General features: G+C 40.2%; 25 protein-coding genes. 6 read left to right on the top strand and 19 right to left on the bottom strand.

Translation table 11 applies throughout. The features are described 5' to 3' along the window. Nucleotides 1–908 (top strand): class I SAM-dependent methyltransferase (locus ACTHN6_RS21535; protein WP_440437850.1); only part of this gene is annotated, 908 nt, incomplete at its 5' end. 2 nt (nucleotides 909–910) lie between these two features. Here the strand turns inward: ACTHN6_RS21535 and ACTHN6_RS21530 are convergent. The 5 genes from ACTHN6_RS21530 to ACTHN6_RS21510 form a co-directional block, all read right to left on the bottom strand. Next, nucleotides 911–1,456, bottom strand: coding sequence for a DUF6624 domain-containing protein (locus ACTHN6_RS21530; RefSeq protein WP_440437849.1), 546 nt, complete (start codon nucleotides 1,454–1,456; stop codon nucleotides 911–913). Nucleotides 1,457–1,764: 308 nt separating this feature from the next. Further along, on the bottom strand, nucleotides 1,765–2,034 hold the full coding sequence (locus tag ACTHN6_RS21525; protein ID WP_440437848.1) for a hypothetical protein: 270 nt from the start codon (nucleotides 2,032–2,034) through the stop codon (nucleotides 1,765–1,767). After that, on the bottom strand, nucleotides 2,031–2,429 hold the full coding sequence (locus tag ACTHN6_RS21520; protein ID WP_440437847.1) for a hypothetical protein: 399 nt from the start codon (nucleotides 2,427–2,429) through the stop codon (nucleotides 2,031–2,033). Before ACTHN6_RS21520 ends, ACTHN6_RS21525 begins: the two co-directional genes overlap by 4 nt. Before the next feature lie 29 nt (nucleotides 2,430–2,458). After that, entirely contained in the window at nucleotides 2,459–4,192 is a 1,734-nt protein-coding gene (locus tag ACTHN6_RS21515) for a hypothetical protein (protein ID WP_440437846.1), read from the bottom strand. Between the two features lie 199 nt (nucleotides 4,193–4,391). Further along, the gene (locus ACTHN6_RS21510) at nucleotides 4,392–4,550 is read right to left on the bottom strand and encodes a hypothetical protein (RefSeq protein ID WP_440437845.1); all 159 of its coding nucleotides are present in this window, start codon (nucleotides 4,548–4,550) and stop codon (nucleotides 4,392–4,394) included. Between the two features lie 95 nt (nucleotides 4,551–4,645). On the opposite strand from ACTHN6_RS21510, the gene ACTHN6_RS21505 reads away from it, so the two are divergent. Then, complete coding sequence (locus ACTHN6_RS21505) at nucleotides 4,646–6,172, top strand: hypothetical protein (protein ID WP_440437844.1); 1,527 nt, start codon at nucleotides 4,646–4,648, stop codon at nucleotides 6,170–6,172. Between the two features lie 153 nt (nucleotides 6,173–6,325). Here ACTHN6_RS21505 and ACTHN6_RS21500 read toward each other — a convergent pair whose 3' ends face one another. The 3 genes from ACTHN6_RS21500 to ACTHN6_RS21490 all read right to left on the bottom strand — a co-directional run bounded on the left by ACTHN6_RS21500 (nucleotide 6,326) and on the right by ACTHN6_RS21490 (nucleotide 9,960). After that, on the bottom strand, nucleotides 6,326–7,180 hold the full coding sequence (locus ACTHN6_RS21500) for a hypothetical protein (protein WP_440437843.1): 855 nt from the start codon (nucleotides 7,178–7,180) through the stop codon (nucleotides 6,326–6,328). A gap of 654 nt (nucleotides 7,181–7,834) precedes the next feature. Next, a complete protein-coding gene (locus ACTHN6_RS21495; RefSeq protein ID WP_440437842.1) occupies nucleotides 7,835–8,422 on the bottom strand; it encodes a cupin domain-containing protein in 588 nt (195 codons plus the stop codon). A 266-nt stretch (nucleotides 8,423–8,688) separates the two neighbouring features. Beyond that, on the bottom strand, nucleotides 8,689–9,960 hold the full coding sequence (locus ACTHN6_RS21490) for a TIGR02391 family protein (protein ID WP_440437841.1): 1,272 nt from the start codon (nucleotides 9,958–9,960) through the stop codon (nucleotides 8,689–8,691). Nucleotides 9,961–10,363: 403 nt separating this feature from the next. Between ACTHN6_RS21490 and ACTHN6_RS21485 the strand changes: the two genes are divergently transcribed. From ACTHN6_RS21485 to ACTHN6_RS21470, 4 genes are all read left to right on the top strand, one after another. Continuing rightward, a complete protein-coding gene (locus ACTHN6_RS21485) occupies nucleotides 10,364–10,627 on the top strand; it encodes a hypothetical protein (protein ID WP_440437840.1) in 264 nt (87 codons plus the stop codon). 1,323 nt (nucleotides 10,628–11,950) lie between these two features. Beyond that, nucleotides 11,951–12,250: a GIY-YIG nuclease family protein gene (locus ACTHN6_RS21480; RefSeq protein WP_440437839.1), complete on the top strand. Its 300-nt coding sequence runs from the start codon at nucleotides 11,951–11,953 to the stop codon at nucleotides 12,248–12,250. Nucleotides 12,251–13,098: 848 nt separating this feature from the next. Next, on the top strand, nucleotides 13,099–13,341 hold the full coding sequence (locus tag ACTHN6_RS21475; RefSeq protein WP_440437838.1) for a hypothetical protein: 243 nt from the start codon (nucleotides 13,099–13,101) through the stop codon (nucleotides 13,339–13,341). Nucleotides 13,342–13,350: 9 nt separating this feature from the next. Then, nucleotides 13,351–15,297: a M1 family metallopeptidase gene (locus ACTHN6_RS21470; RefSeq protein WP_440437837.1), complete on the top strand. Its 1,947-nt coding sequence runs from the start codon at nucleotides 13,351–13,353 to the stop codon at nucleotides 15,295–15,297. A 315-nt stretch (nucleotides 15,298–15,612) separates the two neighbouring features. On the opposite strand, the gene ACTHN6_RS21465 is transcribed toward ACTHN6_RS21470, so the two are convergent. The 11 genes from ACTHN6_RS21465 to ACTHN6_RS21415 form a co-directional block, all read right to left on the bottom strand. After that, nucleotides 15,613–17,133 (bottom strand): saccharopine dehydrogenase C-terminal domain-containing protein, encoded by a 1,521-nt coding sequence (locus ACTHN6_RS21465; protein WP_440437836.1) that lies wholly within the window; start codon nucleotides 17,131–17,133, stop codon nucleotides 15,613–15,615. 36 nt (nucleotides 17,134–17,169) lie between these two features. Further along, nucleotides 17,170–18,618 (bottom strand): hypothetical protein, encoded by a 1,449-nt coding sequence (locus ACTHN6_RS21460; protein ID WP_440437835.1) that lies wholly within the window; start codon nucleotides 18,616–18,618, stop codon nucleotides 17,170–17,172. Nucleotides 18,619–18,740: 122 nt separating this feature from the next. Beyond that, nucleotides 18,741–19,196, bottom strand: coding sequence for a YciI family protein (locus tag ACTHN6_RS21455; RefSeq protein ID WP_440437834.1), 456 nt, complete (start codon nucleotides 19,194–19,196; stop codon nucleotides 18,741–18,743). 128 nt (nucleotides 19,197–19,324) lie between these two features. Beyond that, nucleotides 19,325–20,155, bottom strand: a complete 831-nt coding sequence (gene kduI, locus ACTHN6_RS21450) for a 5-dehydro-4-deoxy-D-glucuronate isomerase (RefSeq protein WP_440437833.1) — start codon at nucleotides 20,153–20,155, stop codon at nucleotides 19,325–19,327. Between the two features lie 82 nt (nucleotides 20,156–20,237). Then, nucleotides 20,238–21,005 (bottom strand): 2-dehydro-3-deoxy-D-gluconate 5-dehydrogenase KduD, encoded by a 768-nt coding sequence (gene kduD / locus ACTHN6_RS21445; protein ID WP_440437832.1) that lies wholly within the window; start codon nucleotides 21,003–21,005, stop codon nucleotides 20,238–20,240. Nucleotides 21,006–21,051: 46 nt separating this feature from the next. After that, nucleotides 21,052–23,016, bottom strand: coding sequence for a M1 family metallopeptidase (locus ACTHN6_RS21440; RefSeq protein WP_440437831.1), 1,965 nt, complete (start codon nucleotides 23,014–23,016; stop codon nucleotides 21,052–21,054). A gap of 131 nt (nucleotides 23,017–23,147) precedes the next feature. Next, the gene (gene ric / locus ACTHN6_RS21435; protein ID WP_440437830.1) at nucleotides 23,148–23,876 is read right to left on the bottom strand and encodes an iron-sulfur cluster repair di-iron protein; all 729 of its coding nucleotides are present in this window, start codon (nucleotides 23,874–23,876) and stop codon (nucleotides 23,148–23,150) included. Between the two features lie 13 nt (nucleotides 23,877–23,889). Continuing rightward, the gene (locus ACTHN6_RS21430) at nucleotides 23,890–24,321 is read right to left on the bottom strand and encodes a hypothetical protein (protein ID WP_440437829.1); all 432 of its coding nucleotides are present in this window, start codon (nucleotides 24,319–24,321) and stop codon (nucleotides 23,890–23,892) included. A 95-nt stretch (nucleotides 24,322–24,416) separates the two neighbouring features. Next, nucleotides 24,417–24,821 carry a cytochrome C gene (locus ACTHN6_RS21425; protein WP_440437828.1) on the bottom strand — a complete coding sequence of 135 codons (405 nt, stop codon included), beginning with the start codon at nucleotides 24,819–24,821 and terminating at the stop codon, nucleotides 24,417–24,419. 1 nt (nucleotide 24,822) lies between these two features. After that, nucleotides 24,823–25,089, bottom strand: a complete 267-nt coding sequence (locus ACTHN6_RS21420; RefSeq protein WP_440437827.1) for a hypothetical protein — start codon at nucleotides 25,087–25,089, stop codon at nucleotides 24,823–24,825. Then, a complete protein-coding gene (locus tag ACTHN6_RS21415) occupies nucleotides 25,089–26,102 on the bottom strand; it encodes a cytochrome c (protein WP_440437826.1) in 1,014 nt (337 codons plus the stop codon). The genes ACTHN6_RS21420 and ACTHN6_RS21415 overlap by 1 nt, the downstream gene beginning before the upstream one ends. Nucleotides 26,103–26,107: the final 5 nt, after the last annotated feature.

The following is a 26,107-nucleotide window of genomic DNA, read 5'->3' as shown; positions in this document are numbered from 1 at the left end:
TGTATAAACACAAAAGCAAACAGGCCCGGCGTTTAAACATAAGCTGCTACCGTGTTTACGATCATGACCTTCCGGAAGTTCCCTTTGCCATAGAATTGTATGCCGACAAAATTTATGTAGCTGAATACCGCCGCAGGCATGGCATGAGTGAAGAAGAACATGAAGACTGGCTGCAGCAATCATTTGAAATCATCAGCGAAGTTTTACAACTGCCTGCCGAAAACATCTACAGCCGGGAACGCAAACGCCAGAGCCATCGTGAAAAGCAACAGTACGAAAAGCAAAACAGTGCGCAGGAATTTTTTAAGGTAGAAGAAAACGGTTTACAGTTTTTGGTAAACCTTACCGATTATCTTGATACCGGTTTATTTCTCGATCATCGCATTACAAGAGAGATGGTGCGTAAAGAAGCAGATGGCAAAAGGGTGCTGAATCTATTTTGTTATACAGGTTCTTTTTCTGTGTATGCCGCCAGCGGTAATGCAGCAGGTGTAACTTCAGTTGATCTTTCCAAAACTTACCTCGATTGGGCAAAAGATAATTTCATCATTAACGGGTTTAAAAATACAGACCGGTATCATTTTATTCATGCCGATGTATTGCAGTATCTAAAAACACTTCAACCCAACAGTTTTGATCTCATTATCATCGACCCGCCCACATTCAGCAACAGCAAGCGCATGAAAGATTTCTTTGATGTGCAGCGGGATCATGTTCCTGTTATCAACGATGCATTACAGGCTTTATCAGCAAACGGTGTCATGTATTTCAGCACCAATTATTCAAGGTTTATATTGAATGAAGCGGAAATAAATGCCTCGTCTGTAAAAGATATAACAAAGGCCACTACCCCATTTGATTTTGAAGGCAAGCTGAAGCGGTATTGTTTTAAGCTGGTAAAACAGTGAACTTATTTCTGATTATTGGCTGCTGCTTTTTTTCCGGGTATATATTCAACACCTAATTCTTTGGCGCCTTCTTCTATTGTTGGGAGTCCAACTTTTAATCTTCTCTCATTAATCTTCTCTTCATCTTCAATTGGGGCTAACTCATACTGGTTCGTTATATAACCGGTTTTCGGGTCTTTGATTGGAATTGCCTGTGTTCCATAAATTTGTTTTTCTCCTTTGTCAACTTTAACGCGGTCAACCATTAAAGCTACAATTGATGGCTTTAATTGATCTTGAGCTGCTGCTTTTTGAAATATTGACAGATATTTTTCTTGTTGCTTTAAAGTCGCATGTTGAATAACCATAAATGTTGCAATGCCTGCCGAATCATCAAATGAAGGTTTATGCGGAAATCCCATTGAGTCCAAAATTTTTGAAACTCTAACAAGATTGAGAGAGTCAAGCATATTTTGTTTTTTCCATAAGTCAATTGTTTTAATATTTGCCGGTGGCAAACTAGAAAGCTCTTCCCTGTACTGCTGGTCTAAACGATAAATTTTATGCAATTAATTATTTAATGTTGCTGTACTGTTTTTTGCCTGCTTAATGTTGCAGGCAGTTAGTAATAAAAAAGTGAGAACATAAATTGTCTTTTGCATTTAAAAGCTTTGAATAAGGCCGCCAATGTTGATAAAACCGGCACTGAAGATAATTACAAATGTTCAATCGAAATGTTGGCTTCAACCAAAGATGAGCGCAAGTAACAGGGCTGGCCCCGTGCATCGGGTACTTGTGTGGGTTTGCTATTTTAAGTTGCAAGGCAGAAGTACGCTGCGCTCAAAAGTTAAGCAGCATACTTGGGCGGATGAGGGTATTAATTTTGGGCAGGTAAACGCTGTTCAAATTTTTTTTGTTTCTCATTCCAAAGCCAAATTTCCGGATGACAATAAGCGCAATCGTTATAAAAGCCTGTTGAGTCAGCTGGATTAATCATAATCATCGTGCTGTTCTTTTTAAAGTCATATCCTAACGCTGATGCCGGTCCATCATATACTTTTCCATTCTCTAAATCTATTATTGCACTTGCTTTACAGGGCGAACCGCAACCCCACCAAACGAAACAATAATGCCCACCAAAATTCAAACCTTCTTTTGATAAGTTCCTGTAATACGGGTTTTGTAACGTCTTGCTGTAGTATTGCTTTGATAATTTATTAAAGCCTTTTTCCCTTTAAATACATCGCCCGCTTTAAAATCTTCAAACGAAATATATGGTTCGAATTTATAAGAAGTATAATCAATCTTCATTTTTCCATTTGACGTATCGCCCCAGATTTTTACGTTATCCGTTCTAAAAATAATTTTTGAACGGTAAGGTTTACTTTGTTGGCCTTGTTGTGTTTTAGAAAAAGTGTCAGTTAAAGCTATTTGTCTTTGCTTTGATGTAGAAGTGCTACATGAAATGAATAAGGCAAGCTCAAGCGGTTTTGTTATAAGTTGGTAAAATAATGATGCAATGTCTCGTTGCTTTCCATACATCCTTTTAATGAAGCCTCGGCTACATGGTACTAATGAGGGCGGTAACTTTCCCTGCGAAACATTCCACCATCATCCAGCACCATATAAAGAAGATATTTTCCATCCTTGATGACGATCTTTCCTGAATTAAGATGGCCTCTAACGGCACCTATGAAATCTTTGCCATAGGTAAATTCGATGTTCACAAAGTCGTGCACTTCTTCATCTTTTATATACTTATTACGGTTTGGTGAAAACTCCACCCGGCTGTATTGTATTTTATTCCAGTCGGCCACGCCAGCTGCTTCCAGTTTTTTTCTGATTTTTATTAATGCTTTTTCTGCCTCTTCCAGGGTGCCTTTTGCAACCAGGTCAAAATAAGCCTGCTTGTTGTTGGTTTTAACGGCATTGAGTACTGCCCGTGCCAGTGCATCTGCCGAGGCAACAGGTTTTGCTTCTTTCATACGTACTATCGGCAGCACGTCATGTTGTACATCGCCGGCCGGTTTTACCCGGTGTGGCTCTTTGGTTTCGCCATAAGGAAGTTCAGGGTATTCCTCCGCAGAGCGGGCAAGGGTCATCTGCGCTTTCGTTGATGGTTTTGTGGTTTTCCACTGCCATTCATCTCCGGCTAGCTGCAGCCAGGTTTTGCCGGCGGGTTTTGTTTGCTCGGTGGCCGCATTCAGTATAACCTCCTTGTTTATTTCCACGGTATTGTCATCCACCCAGGCAATAGAGGCAGGCCCCCATCCTTTTCCGGCCGTAAAGGTTTTTTGTGTAAACACCTGTTGTAAACCGGCGTCTGAAACGGAATAGATGGCCACGAAGGTTTCATCTGCCTGGTTGATGATATCGTTGCTGAAAGTAGCAATCAACTTTCCGTTGGGCGATGACTGGTAGTTAAGGTTTGGCAGAAAAATCTGGGATCCATTGCTGGTATTGATAATAACGTAACTACTGTTTTCCATCCCCATAATTTGTACCACAAAACCTTTTAGGGTTACTGTTTGCCCAATAAACTGGTAGCTTACCGCATCATCACTTTCCGATTCTGTATTGTTGAGCAGCACGGTCTTGCCAGGTGTTTTTATTTGCAGGCTGTTTTTATTTAATCGTACTACCTGCCCATTGCCGCAAAATTTGATGTTGTCAGCTTCTACTGCTTCATCATTACCGCAGGTTAACCCATTCATGAGTTTGGGTATTGGGGCAGATTCAGGCTGTTGGACAGGTGCCTGAGAAGATAGCTGCTCCGGTGCCGGTGTATTTGGTTGCGCACGGGCAATTTCCTTTGTTTTAAAGCTGAAGGTTTCGAGCAGGCTATGCATCTTCGGCAAACCCGCAACAAAATTGTCGCCCTTGCTTATGTAATAGATCGAATACCGCTTGTCGTTTTCGATGGTTTGATAAACGAGATAATCAGTTCCCTTGGGCGAGGTATAATCCATCACCCACCATCTGTTTTTATTGATCGTATCAAAACCTCCGCTCTTTAGCTTATTGGCATTTTTGCCTTTGGATTTAAAATTTTCCAATTGAACTTTTGCGTATTCATCAAGTGTTAAAACATTATCCGGACTGCTGAAACTAAATGTTTCAATCTCCCATGTGGCACCTGGCAGTGCAGGGTCTGTTGCAACCAGCACTGACTGCGGCGTTGTCTGGGTTGTCCAATTGGTTGGAATTTCAACGGTAAATGATGTGTCTGGTGCAGAGAAAAGTTTCGTTTGTCCGGAAGCATTATTCCATAGTATTAACAGTAGCGGGATTAGAATCTTTATCATAAGTTTTTAATAGCTGAATTGGTATAGTATAATATATGTTGCTCGTACGATCATTCAAAACATATACTAAGTTATGTCACCTAAACACCCAACCACCTGGAAATTGTATGAGCCAACATGATGACACACCCGGCAGAATGCTAAAATAACCGCAACATGCTAATTTAGGGTACAATACCAAATTTCCAAAAAAACCGCTCTACAAAATCAACACTTCTTCGTAGCTGGTCTTCATGGCATAGCTGGGTGCGCCGCATTTATAAGACAATCTATAAAGTATTAAAATAAGAAAACGCATGGTCTCGTGGCTTTGCACCAATGCTTTTAACGAAGACCCCGGCTGCCACCAAACGCTCATTCCGTTTGATTACAATCAGTATTTTGCCCAAGCTAAATCAGCTATATTTAAACAGCGACTGCTAAACTTTGAAAGTTCAACAATATCACGTAACCATGAAAACATTTATTACACTGTTTATAATATCAATTGGTATTATAAACACCCCTCCTGCTTTCGCCCAAACCAATATATTTCCCAGAAGCGGCGCTGTTGGCATTGGAACGATTAACCCCAGGCCTTCCGCATTGCTGGAAATAAGATCGAAAAATAAGGGCTTTCTCATGCCACGCATGACCGAAGCACAACGCAATGCTATTAATGCACCCGTGATAGGTTTACAGGTGTATCAAACTGATGGCGCCACCGGCTTTTATTACTATAACGGAAGCAACTGGCAACTGCTCAATGGCAACTATGGCGCCAACCAGGACTTATCCAATCTTAGTGATCACGTTGCTATAAATTCCAGCCTTATACCACAGGTTTCAGGTGCTATCGATCTGGGCGGTTTTGAACATGAATGGAAAGGCCTCTGGCTGAATGGCCCAATTTGGTCTAATGGTTATGGTGTAATGAATATTGCTTACGACCCGGTTAACGGAAAGGATAATATTTCCATCGGCGGATTTGCCAATGCAGCTTCTTCCAGCGCACATGGTGCTGTTGCCCTGGGTATAGGTTCCTTATTCAATAATTATGGAAATGATAATATTGGTATTGGCTTCGTAGCTATGAGCCAGGTATTTTACGGCAGCAACAATGTTGGTGTAGGCAAAGGCGCCAATACAAATACGGATAGCATTTCTAACAGTACGGCGCTGGGAACTGATGCCATCGTAACCGCAAGTGACCAGGTGCGGCTGGGCAACACCACTACCACCAGCATTGGTGGATTTGTAGGATGGACAACCATTGCAGATAAAAGATTTAATAAAAATCTTCCGCAGCCTGTACCGGGTTTAGATTTTATTAACCAACTGAAACCAATAACCTATGCCCTTAATACGGAGGCAGTAAATACGGTGCTTAAAAACCCAAATGCAAAATTTAATAAGCAATTAATAAATGCTAAACCGGTTACCGGCAACGGTACACAACATGCAGGCACCTACACCGGTTTTTTTGCACAGGATGTTGAAGCCGTTGCCAAAAAATTAAATTTCAATTTTGCCGGTATTGACGCCCCTAAAAATGCCAGGGATTTATATGGTTTGCGCTATGAAGCCTTTGTGGTGCCCCTGGTAAAAGCCGTGCAGGAATTATCTGCACAGAATACGGAACTGAAAAAAGATGTAGACGATTTAAAATCAGCCATAGCGCTTTTGCAGGCACAAAACAATGCTGCATCTGCGCAAACAGCCGTTGGTGCAAAAAACTTAAATGCAAGGCTTTACCAAAATGCGCCTAATCCTTTTACACAACAAACCACTATCCGGTATTATATACCACCGGCAGCAACTACGGCGTTTATAAAAATAGGAAATGACAAAGGCGAAACAATTAAGGTGGTGGAAGTAACAGCGAAAGGAAACGGGCAATTTAATTTTCAAACCGCTTCATTAGCGGCAGGCAGTTATACCTATGCGCTTTTTATAGATGGTAACCTGATCGATACAAAGAAAATGCTGTTTGTAAAATAAGAGGGAATAACAAATACGGTGGTCAAGCATCATCTCTCGCAAAGTACGGTGCGGTGCTAAGATAACGCAACGCCCCTTTCAGGAGACGATGCTTGACAAAAGTTGAGCCTTTGACTTCAGCCGCACTATTACAATTCCCTGTTGGTGATAGTTTTATTGGGCATAGTTTTGTCGCTTATTAAGTGTAAAACTAAAATTGTCATTACCTACAAACAGGGTTTTGTCTTTGTGTAAGAAAAATAAAACATTTTCATCGCCTACAAATAAGGAAACTGTCTGATTAGGTTTGTCGGGGTCAAGTTGAAGAATGATAGCATTTGGATTTGATGCTGTTCCTTTGATGATTGTCCATTTACCTGTAATATCGGTTTCCCTACTGTTTGTTCTTTTCAAAGTGTAGGTTGTGGGTTGTAGCGTTTTTGGGTCTTTGCTTAAAGTAAGTTTCCATTTCAGTTTGAAACAAGATTCATTTACTGTCAAATTATTTTCCGAAGCAAAGTTTTGGCAAGGTGTCCGCCCGTCATAAATTACTTCCAATGATGTGTCGTTTAACACACTTGTTGAATTTGTTAGCGTTGGCAAAGGATAATCAATATTATCAGGGCTTTTATTGTTTAATGTATAACTCCAGCCGCCATTACCAATCATCAGTTGTTTTTTAGGCGTTAGTATGTGTAAAATATTTGCATTGAGTTTTATCAATGCAATTTCAGTTTGAAATTCATTACTCTTTAATTGATAAATTTCATTGCCATTGTTTTTAGAAATTTGGTATTCACCTTGATACGATTTCTTTTGTCCGCCATTCTTGAAGCCAAGCGTATTTGGTTGCGATTCACCATAGACTATGTTTAACATAAAAGTGTTACTATTCAGGTTGCTAAATGTCAAATCCCATTTGATAAAATCTATTACCGTTTCATTTTTGATGCCAAGTTGAGATTTAATCAAATCATCACCCGGGGTGCAACCAACAAAAATAATTTTATCATTTCTGTCTGATGCCAAAGTGCAGGAACTGTTAAGCCCTATACAACAGATAATTGCCAAACGCAATAAAAAAGATGTTATACTGTGCATATCAATGCCGTTTTATTTTTGCTGCTTTCGCGATTGCCTGATTGGTTAGCAAAATGTCGCCATAAACTTGCCATCAATGGACATGGCCTGGCGATGTGGCGGCATTTGAAAATCATTCAGCCCGTAACCGCATCTAAATTTATAAATAAAAGTTCATTGTTTGTGGTCAAGCCTCGTCTCTCGCAAAGGACGGTGCGGTACTAAGATAACGCATCGTCCCTTTCAGGAGACGATGCTCGACATAAAACTAAATGATAGCTATGTTCTATTTGCTTTTCATTTTGTAGTACCAGCGGACAAGAAGTAGCCCCGGAATTAAAAAGATGAAAAGTGAAATAGTTGATTGCAGAAGTAAATGTTGAACTGGTATTTGATTCAAATCCCGCTTTATGAATGCTCTATATTTAAATGTTCCTGCAATTGAAAGAATAATGAGAAAAGCACAATATAAACATATCCCTTTCTTACATTCATAACATTTTAAATTTACAGGCTGTGGTCAAGCCTCGTCTCTCGCAGAGAACGGTGCGGTGCTAAGATAACGCATCGTCCCTTTCAGGAAACGATGCTCGAAATAAAATGCTATTTGCCTCTTGGCCTGTAAACATCAACTTCAAGCCATTTCACTGTGGTATTACCAATATTTTTGCCGAAGTCTGTTAGTGGGCCGCTTATCCATCCCATACCTGGTTTTAAATCAAATATTTTTACACCCACTCCTTGAATGTTTACTTCAATCTTGCCCCCTTGCAGAACATAAAATGAATGGTCAGGATGAGTGTGAATTGCCACCGAGTCGCCGGGCTTTATTGTAACCTCAAACATTTTCATATTTAAGGTGTCGCCAAGCTTTTTAGAGAATGCCGCTCCAACAGTCAGCGGATCCATTGCCGGATTATATACGAATTCGGAAGATGTATCCTTGCCTGTAACAGTTGAGGTTGTATCCATATCATTTTTTGCTGAAGTGGTTGTAGATTGATTGCAGCTAAATAGAAATAAAATTGAAATCAACGCAAAAAAGTTGATGTTGTTTTTCATTTGTAGCATGGTTTTAATTTTTAATGATGAAAAATTATTTTTTGGCAACGTTAAAAAATGTCCATACAGTTGTTCCGAATTTTGAGAAGTATCCAAATAAGCTAGCTGCCAACGTTCGGGTATGTGCAAAGGCAGGGAAATAGACTTCGTCTGCCCCGGCTACCTGAAGCTAAATTTATGAATAAATGATAAGTTTAAAAATAAATACTCTGTAGCGCAATGCCTGCCAAATAGGTAGCTGAATAGAATTACTACTGATGCTGCGCAATGTCAGCCACGCTTTTTGCAATGCCGTTTTAGCAATAAAGCATTTTGTAACTACTATTGCTGTGGTGCCAGGGGCTCGTGGCTTTGCACAAATACCTTTAACGAAGAGCCTGCTGCGACGTAAGCCTTCATATCTTTTTATATGCATCAAGTGTCAGATAAAGCTGACTGATAAAAAATAATAAATGAATTGTTTCTTCTTTACTTATCTCAACATTTTCGTGAGCCTTAGGGTTTCTAATTCCAGTCATAGCGCCAGAAAATATTTGCATATATCCTGTTTGCTTGTTTTTGCCGCTTTCAGTTGTCAGGTCTGCTAATTCGATTAAAGGATTTTTTGGTGAAAAAGCTTCCGTCATTAAACCTGAGCCATCTAATTCCTTTCCAGTTTTAAGCTTTACTGTGTCTTTAATTTTTTTATTTAAAGCTTTTAAACATGTTTCAATTGCATCTGCGTAAAACTCATGTTTAAACTTATCAAATGCTAAGGCTTTAACTTCAGGATGAAGTAAATCCCAAAATTCGTCAAGCGTTTTTTTAGTTATGGGTTGCTTTTTAAAAAGTCTGTCAAAAGGTGAAGCAGTAACTTTCTTTGAAAAATCAACGCCCATTCTGCTGTAATAGGCAATGCTCCAATCGTGATTTATTTCAAGAGAATTTAAAATACTTGCAAGTGGATAGCCCAAAGCTTCAAGATGTTTTACATACGCGTAACGTAATGTAACCATTGTAACTTCCTTGGGAATTTTTACTTTGTCTGCAATATCTTTTATTGCATAATGAAGTCCTCTCGTGCTATATTTATTTCCTGGCTTTTTACCTTCGAAAAGCCATTTTGAAGGACGATGTACAGAATAATATTCCCTAAGAATTTGAATGATTGAGTTTGGCAAATAAAGCTCTTTAACAATTTTTTTCTTTTTATTTCTAACTATGATTGAATTTTCTTTTGCCCTAACATCTGCAAATTGAAGATCTAATATTTCATTTATTTCAAGGCCACAGCCATAACTCAAAGCCATCAATGCTTTCGTTTTTATACTATCACATTTCTCAAACAGCAATTGTACTTCATAGGTAGTCAATAAGTCAAATTCTCTTCTTTTTCTTTCAGGTCTTTCAATAGTATTAAGCGGGTGATTAAGATTAAGAAAATCATTAAAGTAAAATTTGAATGCAGAAAAGATAAGGTTTACTGTGTTAGAATTCCGCTTTCTAACTTTTATTTGGTGATCGAGATACTTTTTTATTTCGGCAAAAGAAAGATTGTCAATGCCATCCCTGCTATAATATTTTGCAAGCTCACATAAATGTTTGCTATACATCTGTGATGTCTTGTGCTCGTAGTCACGGTTTTTTATTATTTGATAGTATTTATCTCGAAGTTCTTTTTGTTCCATGTTGGGTGTCAAAGCGGGTTACATACTATACGCTAATTTATACCATACAATCCTAAACTTCCAAAAACCGCTATTCCAAAAACCCATCTTCCTTTCATTTTTAGTACAAAACCTTATCCCAAAAAAATCCGGATGCTATTTGTAACATTACAAACCCTATCCTAAAAATTTAGGATACCATACAGAAAAGTTTTTGGCCTATCCTAAAAATTTAGGATGCCATACAGAAAAGTTTTTGGCCTATCCCAAAAAATCAGGATAGGCCCCGACAAAAAAAATATTATGGCAGTTTTTATCATAATCACTAATTTTCATATAGAATTTGACTACTAAACCACCATTAGCCACTAAACCAATCTATAAATAACCCATCTTTTTTTTTAAACACTTAAAATCAAATGCTATGCTTTCACCCGACAAACTTTTCGGCAATCTCTTTAACGAAGAAGCCATTACACCCGTGCGGCTGGCCAATTTTGCGCAGGATGCGCTGAATAAACTAACGGCTGCCGCCAACCCCGATTTTTCGTTCATCATCAGCAAGCTCACCACGCCCCTGGTAGTTGTGCATCAAATAGCTCAAACGCTCTTAATCTCCAGAGATTTCTCCTGTCGTCGAAATGACGTGCGACGTGGTTTGTTTTTGCAATCATCTTTAATTAGGTAATCCAATTTAGCCAGCGAGCCGTCATTTCGAAGGCGCATTGCAGCATGATCTTCTTTTAAACGGATCATTCATGCGACTGAGAACTGCGAAGCAATCATTGAGGCAATTGAAAAACCAAATATTAAGCGAAATAAATCTCCCGACTTTAACGTTGTTCAAAATAAACATCTTGCTCCATCCATTTCAAGAGATTTCTCCTATCGTCGAAATGACGATCGAAGCGGTTGATGTTTTGCGGTCAGCATTAATTTAGTAAATCCGTATTAGCCAGCGGCCCGTCATTTCGAAAGAGCATTGCAGGATGATTTTCTTTAACCAAATCATGCATGCGACTGAGAAATCTCCCGACTTTAAAGTTGTTCAAAATAAACATCTTACTCCATCCATTTCAAGAGATTTCTCCTATCGTCGAAATGACGATCGAAGCGGTTGATGTTTTGCGGTCAGCATTAATTTAGTAAATCCGTATTAGCCAGCGGCCCGTCATTTCAAAGGAGCATAGCAGGATGGTTTTGTTTTTTAACCAAATCATCCATGCGACTGAGAACTGCGAAGCAATCATTGAGGCAATTGAAAAAACAATATTAACGAAATAAATCTCCCGAAGTTAACGTTGCTCAAAACAAATATTTCAAACCCTCCAAACTTCCAGAGATTTCTCCTGTCGTCGAAATGACGGTCGAAGTGGTTTGTGTTTTGCAGCCAGCTTAATTTGGTAATCCAAATTAGCCAACGAGCCGTCATTTCGAAGGAGCATTGCAGCATGATCTTCCTTTAAACGGATCATTCATGCGACTGAGAAATCTCCCGAGTTTCAAGTTGTTAATAAAACATCTCACCCCATCCATTTCAAGAGATTTCTCCTGGCGTCGAAATGACGTTCGAAGCGGTTGATGTTTTGCAGCCAGCTTAATTTGGTAATCCAAATTAGCCAGCGGGCCGTCATTTCGAAGGAGCATAACAGGATGTTTTTCTTTAACCAAATCATCCATGCGACTGAGAACTGCGAAGCAATCATTGAGGCAATTGAAAAAACAAATATTAACGAAATAAATCTCCCGAAGTTAACGTTGTTCAAAATAAACATTTCAAACCCTCCAAATTTCAAGAGATTTCTCCTATCGTCGAAATGACGATCGAAACGGTTTATGTTTTGCAGCCAGCTTAATTTGGTAATCCAAATTAGCCAACGGGCCGTCATTTCGAAGGAGCATAGCAAAATGATCTTCTTTTAAACAAATCATTCATGCGACTGAGAAATCTCCCGAATTTAAGCTTGTCAATCAAAATAAAATAACTTAGAATAACCATTTACTCACCACAATGACAAAAGGCGGAAGTGTTTACATAATGACAAATAAATTAAAAACCACTTTGTACATTGGGGTAACATCCGACTTACAGACAAGAATCCGCCAACATAAAAATCATTTCTTTAAAGGCAGCTTTACCGATGCATACAACCTGGAATATTGTGTGTATTATGAAAATTTTTTTTCAATAGAAGAAGCGATTCTGCGAGAAAAACAAATAAAAAAATGGAGCAGGCTGAAAAAAGAAAAACTGATCAATTCAGTAAATCCAAATTGGATTGATTTGTGGGTTGAAATTGAAAAATGGTAAGAAACCTAAATGATTATTCAAGCGCTCTAAACCTCGGGAGATTTCTCCTGGCGTCGAAATGACGTGCGGAGTGATTGATTTTTTTGCAGGCAGCGTTTAATTTAGTAATCCGTATTAGCCAGCGAGCCGTCATTTCGAAGGAGCATAGCAGGATGATTTTCTCTTAACGCAGCATGCACGCGACTGAGAAATCTCCCGAGTTTAATGTCGCTCAAAACAAATATCTCACCCCTTCCATTTCAAGAGATTTCTCCTGTCGTCGAAATGACGTTCGAAGAGGTTTGTATTATTGCTGGCTTCTTTAATTTAGTAAGGGGGAAATAAGATGCGTAGTGCCCGTCATTTCGAAGGAGCATAGCAGCATGATTTTCTTTACATGGATGATTCATGCGACTGAGAACTGCGAAGCAATCATTGAGGCAATTGAAAAAACAAATATTAAGCGAAATAAATCTCCGGAGTTTAATGTTGCTCAAAACAAATATCTCACCCCTTCCATTTCTAGAGATTTCTCCTGTCGTCGAAATGACGTGCGAAGAGGTTTGTGTTTTTTGCGGTCAGCTTTAAATTGATAATACAGTTCATCAGCGACGCGTCATTTCGAAGGAACATAGCAGCATGATTTTCTTTTAAACGGATCATCCATGCGACTGAGAAATCTCCCGAGTTTCAAGTTGTCAATAAAATATCTCACTCCATCCATTTCAAGAGATTTCTCCTGTCGTCGAAATGACGGTCGAAGTGGTTTGTGTTTTTGCAGTCTCACTGATTTAGTAAATTTAATTTATCAACGACCCCGTCATTTCGAAGGAGCATAACAGAAAGATCTTCTTTTAAACAAATCATTCATGCGACTGAGAAATCTCCCGACTTTAATGTTGCTCAAAATAAATATCTCACCCCATCCATTTCAGGAGATTTCTCCTGTCGTCGAAATGACGGTCGAAGTGGTTTGTGTTTGGCAATCAGCTTTAATTGGTAAATCCTTGTTAGCCAGCGGCCCGGCGACACAGGGTGCGCCCGCCGCAAATCTTAAACTTTTTTTAGCTTGCCAAAGCGCTTTAGCGTTTATCTTAGCAGCCATCACTTAATTAAATTTCATGAAACAATTATTCCTTAGCTTATCGCTGCTGATGGTGGCCTGTGGTTTTGTTGCTGCACAAAACGACAGCTCCCGCTACGACCAGCACACTGCATTTAACCCCCTGTTTTATCCTTCAAACGGAAACGAATACCGCAGTGCCAGCGGTGCCCCGGGCCCGGCATATTGGCAAAACCGCGCCGATTATAAAATAGCGGTTACGCTGGATACGGCACAGCACAAGGTAACCGGCTCCGTGGTTATCACGTACAAAAACAATAGCCCCGAAGCAATGAATTTCCTCTGGCTGCAATTAGACCAGAATATTTACCGTGAAGACAGCCGCGCCCAGGCTACCACGCTGCAATCGGGCGGCCGCTGGGCAGCCCGCACTTTTACCAATGGTGATGAAATAAGCGCTGTGGAAATAGTATCCAAAGGCAAATCAATAAAACCTAAGTATCGCATAAGCGATACGCGTATGCAGGTATGGCTGCCGGATACCCTGAAAGCCAAAACCGGCACCATTCAGTTGAAAATTGATTATGCATTTGCAGTGCCGGAATATGGCACAGACCGTATGGCAAGATTAAATACACAAAACGGCTGGGTATATGAAATAGCACAATGGTACCCGCGCATGTGTGTGTTTGATGATGTACTTGGCTGGAATACTTTACCGTATCTCGGCGCCGGTGAATTCTATCTTGAATATGGCGATATTGATTATACCATCACCGCCCCGTCCAATTTAATTATAGTAGGTTCCGGTGAAGTACAAAACCCGAAAGAAGTGTACACACCAACTGTTTTAAGCCGTATCGCCCAGGCAAAAAACAGTGAGAAAACAGTTACGATTGTTGGCGCGGATGAATTAGGCGGCAATGCTTATCATCCTAATAAACCCACGCTTACCTGGCATTTTCTATGCAAACAAACCCGGGATGTGGCATGGGCTGCATCCAAAGCTTTTATCTGGGATGCTGCCCGCATAAACTTACCGAGTGGTAAGAAAGCACTGGCGCAATCTGTGTACCCTGTTGAAAGCGCCGGCAACGATGCCTGGGGCCGTTCTACCGAATACACAAAAGGCACCATAGAATTTAATTCCAAACAATGGTATGAATTCACGTACCCGGCAGCCACCAATGTGGCAGGCCGTGTTGGCGGTATGGAATATCCCGGCATCGTGTTTTGTTCCTGGAAAGCGAAAAACGGCGGCTTGTGGGGTGTAACCGATCATGAATTCGGGCATAACTGGTTTCCCATGATCGTTGGTTCCAATGAAAGAAAATATCCCTGGATGGATGAAGGTTTTAATACATTCATCAATGGTGTTTCCACCAAAGAATTTAATAAAGGCGAATATTACAGGAAGGCGGATGTGCAGCGTGCGGCAACTTCTATGTTTAAAAAGGATGCCGATGCCATCATGACCATTCCCGATGTAACGCAACAGCCATTTTTGGGCAATGCAGCTTACCGCAAACCGGGCGCCGGGCTTGATATTTTACGCAAGTATATTTTGGGGGAAGAAAGGTTTGATTCTGCTTTCAGAACCTATGTTGCACGGTGGGCGTTCAAACATCCTACCCCTTATGATTTCTTCAGAACAATGGAAAACGTGGGTGGTGAAGACCTCTCCTATTTCTGGCGCGGATGGTTTATGACCAACGATAAGCTTGACCAGGGCGTTACCGAAATTAAATATGTTGAAAATGATCCGGCAAAAGGTGCCTTGATAACCGTGGTAAACAACGAGCAAATGGTATTGCCGGTGCCGTTATTGATTGAACAGGAAAACGGTAAAAAAGATACCCTCACCCTGCCGGCTGAAATATGGCAGCGTGGCGGAACATGGACGTTCCGTTATCCTTCAGCCTCAAAAATTACAAAAATTACTATAGATCCCGATCACGATTATCCGGATAGTAATACATCGAACAATGTGCTGGAAGGCAATTAATGGCTAACCGGCAAACATTATAGTAAAAAATGAAGGCGTGCATTTAAATGCACGCCTTTTTTGCCTTAAAATCCACTGTTTCCATAGGGACTTATAAAAAGCTTTAGGGGTGAATTGTTTTAAACCTTTGCATGCAAAATAAAGTTGTAGCAAAATGCGGTATTACGTGATTTATACCGTTGAATACGGGAAAAATCCCGTGATTGGGAGTATAGATTTGTAATAGTCTGAGCGGAGCCGAAGACTATTATTGAGCGAAGTCGAAATAGCAGTTAAAAAGTTGAGCGTATTTAGCAGGAAGAAAGAGTAATATAGTTATACTTCTTCTTCATTAAAAGCAATACCATGCTGTTTTAATTCTTCAAGAACAGGCTGATAAATGGATGCAAGGTTCGGGATAAGCAAGCCTGTTTCTTTAATTTTTCCTTCCAGTATTAATTTGGCGGCAATACCCAGGGGCAGCCCTACGGTTTTGGCCATTGCGGTATGAATATTATCATCGCCTTTCACCACAAGCCAGGATTTTACAGCAGACTTTTTTTCGCCGGTTTCATATTCTATTTCATGCAGCATTACTATCATGTCCTTATCGTCAGGCTGCAATGCAAGTTTTTGCTCCGCTACAAACTGCATGATATCTGCCGCACTGCACAATCCCTTATTGATAGGTGTGTCGTCATTCAAACCGAGGAAAAATAATTGTTTCAGTGTAAGGTTGGCTTCATGCATCTGCACGGCAACGCTTTCGGCGGCTTTACTTTTTACATCATCCACGTTAAGCGTGGTTAATTCGCCTTTTTCATCAATCATCATAAAATCATCGTCAGGCTCCTCTCCTTCGCTTATGGCATCCTGTTCTGCCTGCATAAGGTTCATTAGCTGCTCCATCATTTTTTTGGCATACTCAAGCCTTGAGCTAAGTAATTGCGTAAGCCATTCGCCAAAACCATGTTTCTCAAAATGCTGCCGGAAAAAAGAGGATATGGTTAGCCCATCCGTTTCATACACTTTTTCTTCATTGGTTAATTTAAGGTCAACAATATTTTTCCAGCCAAAACAGAAATCAGGATGCCTCAATGTTGTGCGCATGAAAGTTTCAGCTTCTTCAAGATTATATAACGACATATAACCCAGTGAATCGCGGTTGGCATAAAAAGCATACCAGCCCAGGCCCGGTACATCTATACCGTGTTTGCCGGAAAATAATTCTTCATATTTTAAAGTAACCGTTTCTCCATGCTCTTTATATACCGCGCCTGCTTTCCCAGCCATGATTATATTGCGCGGGTTCCAGCTTATTTTATAATGCCAGGGGTTGTCATCACTTTCAGGGGCAATCAATCCGCCGCAATGCGATTTAAAAGATATGATCCTGCCGCCCTTTTCTTTTATTGAATGAATGAGCTGCATGGCGCTCATGTGGTCAATGCCGGGATCGAGCCCCATTTCATATAAAAATAAAAGATTGTTTTGTTTGATGGCTTTCGCATGCTTCTTTATATTATCGTCCATATAAGAAGCCGTGAGTAAATGTTTTTTTAATTCGATACAGTCAACTGCCACCAGGTAATGCAAATGCGCCGGCATTAAAGAAATAACAATATCTGCACTGCCTATATATTTTTTTCTTTCTTCCGCATTGGTAATATCCACAGATGCCGCTGTAACATTTTTATGTGTGCCAACTTTCTGCTGCACCAATCGGAGATCGTTGTCTGCAACAGTAACCTGCCAGTTTTTTGCCGCAGCTAATTGTTTAAGATAATCAATAAGAACAGATGAAGATTTTCCGGCGCCAAATAACACAATATGTTTCGAGGTAAGTTCAACTGGCATTATAAAAATTTGTGCTCAAATTTAGGAATGAATGGATCAGTTATCATTCACCACATATAACTGTTTTACATCCGAGCTGATCAGGGAAATTTTAGACGTGGCATAAGTTGATGCCTCATCTTTCGGCGTTTTAATGGTTACATCCCTGCCTGCCTTTAAATTATGTAAATAAAATGTTTCGCCTTTTTTAAAGTTGTTGGCAGCGTTAAAATATTGTACATCCACCACCACAAGATCAAGATCAACATCGCCTATATTTTCAACCTTAATACTGGCTACGCCGTTCTTCATTTCAACCTGTGCTGGCAGGTTTACATAACCTGCTATAATTTTTTTGCTATTGACAGATGGCTTTACCGCTGCAGCATTCTTTACATTAACACCTTCTTCTTTGCTGTTATTAGCAGTCTTTGAATTATCTGCAGTTTTATTATCGAGCGCTTGTGTTTTATCAATATCATCATCATTGGATGGCTGGGCATCCTGTGTTGGTGCAGGTGATATTGCCGCGGTTTTAGAATCATGATTAAGGGCAGGTTGTACATATACTTTTTTTCTTTCCTTGGCACGTTCAGCCAGCACGGTGTTTTTAGAAATCAAGGTTGCCTGCTGTTGTGTGGATGAAATCCCCGGCTTTTCATCTGTAGCAGTATTAACGGTTTGAATTGAATTGGTGGTATTGGCCCCGGAAACCGCCTGCTGCCTGGGTGCAGGTGAAGGTATGGCAGATATATCCGTATCATGAAAAAGCCAGTATGCAATACTGAAAATTATGATCAGGGCAAATGCAGGCAATATAAAATCCCCTGTTTTGCCAAATGAAAGCGACCGCTTTGCTTTTTGCTTTTGCTGCAAAATATTATCAATGTATTTATCTTCCAATGCATGGAGCGGCTGCGCATATTTCGTTTCAAGTACGGGTGCTTTTTTATCAGGCTGTTTGCCAGGTGCGCTTTTTGTATTGAATAGCACTTTTTGCGCTGTGGCCGAGATATCGTCCTTTTCTTTTTCCCAATCCAGCCAGGCATCTTCCCAGCTTAACGATTTTGATGTTATGTCATGCGCCTGGCTGGTTACCATGCTTCTCTTTACACTGCGCTTCTTTTCATTTTCCGGCTGGTTATCTTTAATGGCAGGCGTAGCCACGGTTTGAATTTTACTCCACGCTGCAGAAACTTTATAGCGTGGTTTTTCTTTTATAGCCGGTGAAGCATCATTATCATTGTTAATGGCTATTGCAACATGTGTGTTAGGTTGCGCCGCTTTCGGAAATGTGTTTGTTGCCGCCTGTATTACGTTGCTTTCGCCGGGTATTGGTACGTATTGCTTAAACTGCGGTATTTCTACCGGGTAACGCCATGCCGCACTGCTGCCATCAACCCATATTAAATCATATGGGCGCAGATTTTTCTGAATAAGCTCCTCTGCCGTAAAAGGGCCTTCTTCTTTATTGTTGCGCAACAGGCGATATACTTTTATACTCATAGTTCAATACGAATAAATATATAATGGCCAATTTCATTTATTTATTGTAAACGCTATGATAAAATTTATGTGACATAGTTTAATTAAGGCTAATCAGCTTAAAGGCATCCTTATCTAGCGATTTAAAAAACTTTTTTCATGAGCTTATTATGTAAGCCTGGTATTTCCTGCAAAGCAGCCGTACAATACCATTGCAGTAATTCAAAATCCAGGTATTTTGCCTGTATGGCAGGGTCTAAGCTTACCCATTTTTTTGCCTCATCCAAATCTGCAGTGTTAAAAATAAAAATGCCTTCGTAATGTTTATCATTTTCTTCAAACGGGCCTGCAACCACCAATTTGTTTTCAGAGGCAAGTTGATTAATATTCGCCATATGGCCTTTAAAGGCAGCGCTTCTCGCGGCTTTGGAAGTATTTGTTGAAGTGCCTTTTTTCAATATGGCAAGCACATACATTTTCATTCCGTGATCATCGGCCTGTAATTTTTTGGCAAGCGCGGAATCATAATTATTATTTTGTGCCTGTAACTGGCAGAAAAAAATAAGTGCAGCAATGCAGGTTAGCATAAGTGTTTTCATTTTGATTTGTTTACTCCAAATTTAAATAACCGCTCACTTAAGCCTGCAAATCTTTCAGGAAGTCTTTACTGATATTTTGATCGGGATTGAATATCTAATTTACCGCCAGGGCAAAGGTCAATACTAAATTATTTTAAATCAGCAATAGCTACCGCATCCATATCGGAATAAGTATAATTTTCCCCGGCCATGCCCCATATAAATGCATAATTGCTGGTGCCGCAGCCGGCGTGAATGCTCCAGGGCGGGGAAATGACCGCTTCGTGATTAGCTACCACAATATGCCTGGTTTGCTGTGGCTGGCCCATAAAATGAAATACACGCTGGTCATCGGCCACATCAAAATAAAAATAGGCTTCCATACGGCGCGTATGTGTATGTGCCGGCATGGTGTTCCAAACACTGCCGCTATTTAAAATGGTTAAACCCATTACAAGCTGGCAACTCTTTAAACCGTTTTCATGAATATAACGATAGATGGTTCTTTCGTTGCTGGTTTGCAAAGAGCCAAGCACTGCATTTTCTACCTCTTCTTTACGCGCAAGCTGCACCGGGTGTGCAGCATGTGCCGGCGAAGAAAGCAAATAGAAGATAGCAGGCTGCTTTGCATCAATACTTTCGAAGTAAACTCTTTGCACGCCTTTACCCACATATAAGCAGTCAAGCTTGTTTAACTCATATGCCGCGCCATCAGCGGTTATTTTGCCTTTGCCGCCAACATTAATGATACCAAGCTCACGGCGAAATAAAAAATAGTCTGCACGCAATTCAGGATGCGTATCTAAAAATAATTTTTGACTGACGGGTTTGGCGCCGCCTACAATTACACGGTCATAATGGGAATATACCAATTGAATTTTATCATCCTGCATCAGCTTTTCAATAAGAAAGGAGGAACGCAGTTCTTCTGTTTGCATTGCTGCTGTTTCTTTAATACCATGTTCAAATCTTATTTCCATAATTATCTTTTTTCGTGAATTGTCAAACGTGAATCGTGATTGTAAGATTATGCCTATACCTTATTCCAATCCTGCTTTCCATTTACCTCGCCATCCAGCCACCATCAACATTTAATATGGTTCCATTAACATAATCAGAAGCATGTGAACACAAAAATATGATTGCGCCCTTTAAATCATCAGGTGTGCCCCAGCGATTGGCCGGGATGCGTTCAAGTATTGATTTATTTCTTACCGCATCGTCGCGCAAAGGTTTTGTATTATCCGTTGCAATATAACCCGGCGCTATACCATTTACATTAACGCCTTTACCTGCCCATTCATTGGCAAATGCTTTTACCAATCCCGCTACTGCAGATTTACTTGCTGTATAACCCGGCACAGTAATGCCACCCTGATAAGAAAGCAGCGAACAGGTAAATACAATTTTACCAACGCCTCTTTCAATCATATCTTTTCCAAATTCACGCGTTAAAATAAATTGAGCATTGAGATTTATATCAATTACTTTATCCCAATATTCGTCGGGATGTTCTGCTGCAGGTTTGCGCATGATTATGCCTGCATTGTTTACAAGAATATCAATCGCTTTATTTTTAGCCTTTACCTTATCAATAAAAGCATATACGGCAGTTCTGTTGCCAAGATCAACTTTATATGGCTTAAATGATTTACCAAGCGCTGTAATTTCCTTTTCAATATTGCTGCCGCTTTCCAGTGAACGGGATGCGCCTATAATGTCTGCACCGGCTTCGGCCAAAGCGATTGCATATGCTTTGCCAATACCTTTATCACAGCCGGTAATTAATGCTGTTTTTCCTGAAAGATCAAATAGAGATTGAAGGCTCATTATTATGTATGTGAAAAATTAAAAGAGTTTATATGCTATTTTCAGGCTATTCTTTCCAAACATTATTATCCCTGTTGCTGTCAGGCAATTCATGTTTGGGATCAATAATAACAGATTGCACCACTTGTATTGTTTTTACGCGCAATGTAAATCTGGATGATTGCAACCATGTTTCCACGGGCAATTGTATAAGTTGTTTGCTTCCATCTTTTAAATCCAATTCAACCGTACAGGGCATTGCCATTTTCTGGAGATTATTTATTACAATACTTGCCGTATTTGAACCATCTTCTCCTGTTTTATTACTTACATCGGAAACCGCAATATCCAGTTGCCAGTTGTTTACGAACCATTCTTTCCAAAACCATGACAGGTCTTCACCAGCTTCGTTATTCATTGTTCTGAAAAAATCATCAGGCGAAGGATGTTTATAAGCCCAGCGTTCTGTGTATTTTTTAAATGCATAATCAAAACGGTCATGCCCCAATACAACTTCACGCAGTAGAACCAAACCAAACGCCGGTTTAAAATATACCAACGGGTGGCGGTATTTTTCTGTAAGCATATCAGCACGGCTCATCATGGAAGGCGCCAGCGAATCTTTTAATAACGGTACAATTTCATCTGCCGGATTACCTTTTCCAGGCGCATATTCACCATCGCGTTTGGGCGCATATTCTCCGTTATTAAAATCATCAGCCGCATACACATCAATAAACGTATTAAAGCCTTCATCCATCCAGGCATAACGGCGTTCATCACTGCCCACAATCATAGGGAACCAGTTGTGGCCAATCTCGTGTGCCGTCACCCAATACAATTCATCAGACTTATCATGCCAGCCATCAAATACAATTCCCGGGTATTCCATACCGCCTGCAATGCCTGCTTCGTTTATGGTAACAGGATACGGGTAAACAAACCATTTCTCTGAAAAATATTCAATTGATTTTTTTAGATATTCAGTGGCCCTGCCCCATGCATCATTACCTGCACTTTCAACAGGATAAACAGACATCGCCAAACATTTTTTACCACCAGGCAAATTCACTTTGGCAGCATCCCACATGTATGCTTTTGATGCACCAAAAGCCACATCACGTGTATTGTTCATTTTAAAATGCCATGTAAATGTTTTGTTGTTGAACGTTTTCTGTGCATCATTGTTTACTTCATCCGCTGTTCTTATCATTATTGTTTTATCGCTGGCCCTTGCAGCATTCAATCTCTTAATTTGTGTCGAAGACAATACATCCTGCTCATTCACCAGTTCACCGCTGCCTGCCACGATTATTCCCTGAGGCACTGTAATGGTGTAATCGAAATTGCCATACTCGCAATAAAATTCACCGCTGCCAAGAAAAGGAAGGTTTGCCCAGCCATTCAAGTCATCATACACACACATGCGCGGATACCATTGCGCTATCTCGTACACCTTCCCATTTTTTGTTGTATAATAATCTGTTCTTCCGCCAAAAGCACCGGGTATTGTATATTGATAGCTGATGTGTATGGCAATGCTTTGTTTGGGAGGCAATGCATTGGTTAATCTCACCTGTAATCTTGTATCGGTAATAATGTAATCAGCCGTAGAAGTTTTGTTTTTATATTCTGTTGAGATGCTTTTAAACGCATACCCGTTTGAATGCACTTTCTTTCCGCCCCGGCCCGGTGTATAAAAGTTGGAACGGGCATCTTCTTTATAAGTATTCTGATCAATCTCTAACCATAGAGAAGGCAAAGAATCAGGACTGTTGTTGGTATAATAAATGGTTTCTGTTGCGGTTAAAATATTGGAGACTGTGTCAATGGCTGCCTTGATATTATAGTCAGCTTTGTTTTGCCAATATAATGGGCCGGGAGCCCCATTTGAGGAACGAAATTCATTTCCGTTTGTTGTAAAAAAATCCTGCGCAAATAAATCATGCGGGTCATAAACAGATTGTGTTGATTGCGCAATGGAATGTGTTGATAAAAAAACAACTGATAATAAGAGGATAGAATACTTCATCGTGTTACTGCTTATAATAAGTTTTAGAATGTTGCAAATTAGAGAATTCAATGCTTTACACTCCTCATAAATTATAAGCAGCAATTTTTCGGCTCATCAGTTTAACCTGATTTCCTGCAACCATTCAAATATTAATGCAGCATTTGCTCTTCCATTGCAATAGATTTTGGAAAGAGAATATTGTTCTCCAAATGAATATGCAGGTGCAGGTCTTCTTCAAATTCTTTTAGCATCGCTAATGTAACCCGGTAAGTATTGCAGGCATCAACAGGCGGTGTATAGTTTTGGGTAAGTGCAGCAATGCGGGCAAAACGATCACCTTCCGCATCATGTTCATGCAGCATTGCAGTAATAGGATTTTGCACCGTTCCAAAACGTGGCGCAGTAAGATCGTTGCTATTGTTTGCAGCAGCTACCATTTTTCTTATAAAAGGAAATAAAATCAATTCTTCTTTTTTCATGTGCATGGCTAGTTCACCTGCAGATTCTTCAAACAGTTGCTGCACTTCTTCAAGTTCCGGATGCCGCAGCCCATGCACACTTACTATCTTGTTGAGAAAAGGCTTTATCTCCCCTGTTTTCATTTCCACATAACGGTGATGTTTTTTTTCAATGTAATCAGCCAGCAGATCCAATGGCCAGGAGTTATAGTCAATTGCCTTCTCATCACTTTTCTCAGTAGCCTGTTGCAAGGCATTCAACAAATTACTTACATCTACTTTCTGATTCGCACAGGCTTCATCAATAGTCTTGTTGCCTTTGCAGCAAAAATCAATGCCATAAGATTGAAATATAGATGCAGTATTATAATCACTGGCTACTAATTCGCCCACGATGGTTTGTGCTGTTATATTATTCATGATTAAATATTTTTTATTTGAAAAGAGAAATGCCAAATATGAACAGGCATGCCACTTTAAGCACTTCTGTTCCTATATAATAAAAATGCAGGTTAGATGGCGGCAGCACTGCATTTTGCATACGCAGTTCAGCACGTGTATCGAGTGCCGGTAAAAGCCAGGAAGCCTGCATAAGAACGATTAATAATGGAATGAAAAAAGCCAGGTTATGTAACGTTAACAGCTGTTCGCCTGATAGCAGCAGGTTAACGAATATTATAACTGACAGTAAAATCTCTACGCGGTTAAGCGCTTTAAAAACAATGCGCCCTATGCCGAGGCCTACAGAAAGTGTAACGTTAGGTGCCCGGAATTTAATCCATGATTCCATAAAACTGATAGCGCAAACAAAGCCAATCCACACAAAAGTGATAACAATTGCTACGGGTAATTTTACTGTTGCCATGTTGAATAAATGTTGAGCATTTTAATAAGATCAATTGCAGGTATAACTTATTATTATCTTATGATGAAACTTCCGATGTCCGTATGCTTCAAAATTCAGGATGCAGCAAAATATCTCACCAGGTAAAACAGCGCCCATCCTGCAAAGCCAATGATAAGTATCCAAACCCAGGCAGGAATACTTTGCGGTGTTTCACTGCCTTCAATAAGAAAAGATTTTTGATCGCCTTTGCCGTAAGCATTAATCATTAAGGGCAACACACCATCTACTACCGCATTTTCTTTAATGCCCTCAACCGCTATGGCCGGGCCATTGCGCACAACGAATGGGATTTTACGAACGCCTTCCTTGCCCGTAGGATCTTTACTTACAATCTTCAATATATGTTCCCCATCTGTAAGCTTGCGTGTGTCTAACTCAAAGCTCACCGGTGAAAGCACTTCTGCCACAGGCTTGGTATCCTCATCAATAAAAATGAATATGGTACTTTTATCACGCATATTATTGGTTGTTTAAAATCATTCGTTTTATGTGATCTTTAGATTTTTCGCCCGGCCTTACCAGCCATTTCACAGAAAAGAAAAGTGTTGCCAATACAATTACTATGGTTGTATATACAATCAGGTAATCCCAGCGGCTGTCCGGGCCCGCACCATGTGTAATGCCTCTTAAAATTTTAGGCTGGCGCTGTTCACAGGCAGGACAGGCCGCAACAGTACCCACAGATGCGACAAAAAAAATAATAATGCTGTTTATAAATTTCTTCATTATTGCGGTGCATTTAGTTTTACAAAATCCATGATCTTTTTTACTTCTTCAGGCGTTACGTGTTTGCCGCTATTGCCCCAACTGCTGCGTTCATAATTGATGATAGCAGACACTTCATTTTCACTAAAACTCATATTGGTTCCCACTGCAGGCATTACACCATATTCCTGCCTGGCATCATAACCATTCATTATAATATTTACATACAATTCAAGATCATCACCCAATACCACAGGACTTCCTTTTAACGGTGGAAATGCTCCCGGCAGGCCTTCGCCATTTTCTTGATGGCACGACTGGCAGTTGGCAACAAATAATGATTGCCCGTTTGCGCCTGCATCTTCAGCAACAGCACTGCCTGCAGCTTCTTTTTTTACTTCTCTCTTGTATAAAAATTCCGGCTGATTGGTTCCATCCGGCAATTTGGTTTGCTTGCGTGACTGGAGATAAGCGATCAGATACAGCGCATCTTTTGATGCCACCACTTTTCCTTCTTTTCCTTTTAAATATTCCGCAGGAACATTTACAACAACATCATTTTTTGAAGGTTCTTTTTTTATGGTGAACAACCAGGGATAAGCAGGCATGACAGATTCCTTTACAACAATACGCGGGTTAAAAAGATGCACAAGGTTCCAGTCCTTTGATGGCTGCCGGTTACCCACATCAGTAAGGTCGGGGCCTGTACGTTCTGTTCCCATTAAGGTTGCAGTATTACGCCAGAAATCGGTACGTTTTATACCTGCATAATCTGCCGCAAGGCTGGGGCGGCTGCCCCAGCTTTTATCCATATCCACATTGCGTACCTGTTGCGTATGGCAGGCAACACATCCATTCGCTACAAACAATGCTTTGCCCTTTACAGCGTCAGCACTTAATTTTTCTGCTCCGGGCAACGGCTGGTTATTTTCCTGGTTATGAATAGCCGGCAGAACTGCCACCATCAACGTTAAACCAACAAACATTAACGTGGCAGCACCAAAAAGTTTTTTATGATTATTGAAGAATTCCATTATGA

The sequence above is a fragment of the Parafilimonas sp. genome (assembly GCF_051953455.1).
Taxonomy (GTDB): Bacteria; Bacteroidota; Bacteroidia; order Chitinophagales; family Chitinophagaceae; genus Parafilimonas.
The sequence above is the reverse complement of the archived record's forward strand: the minus strand, read 5'-3'. Positions and strand labels throughout refer to the sequence as shown.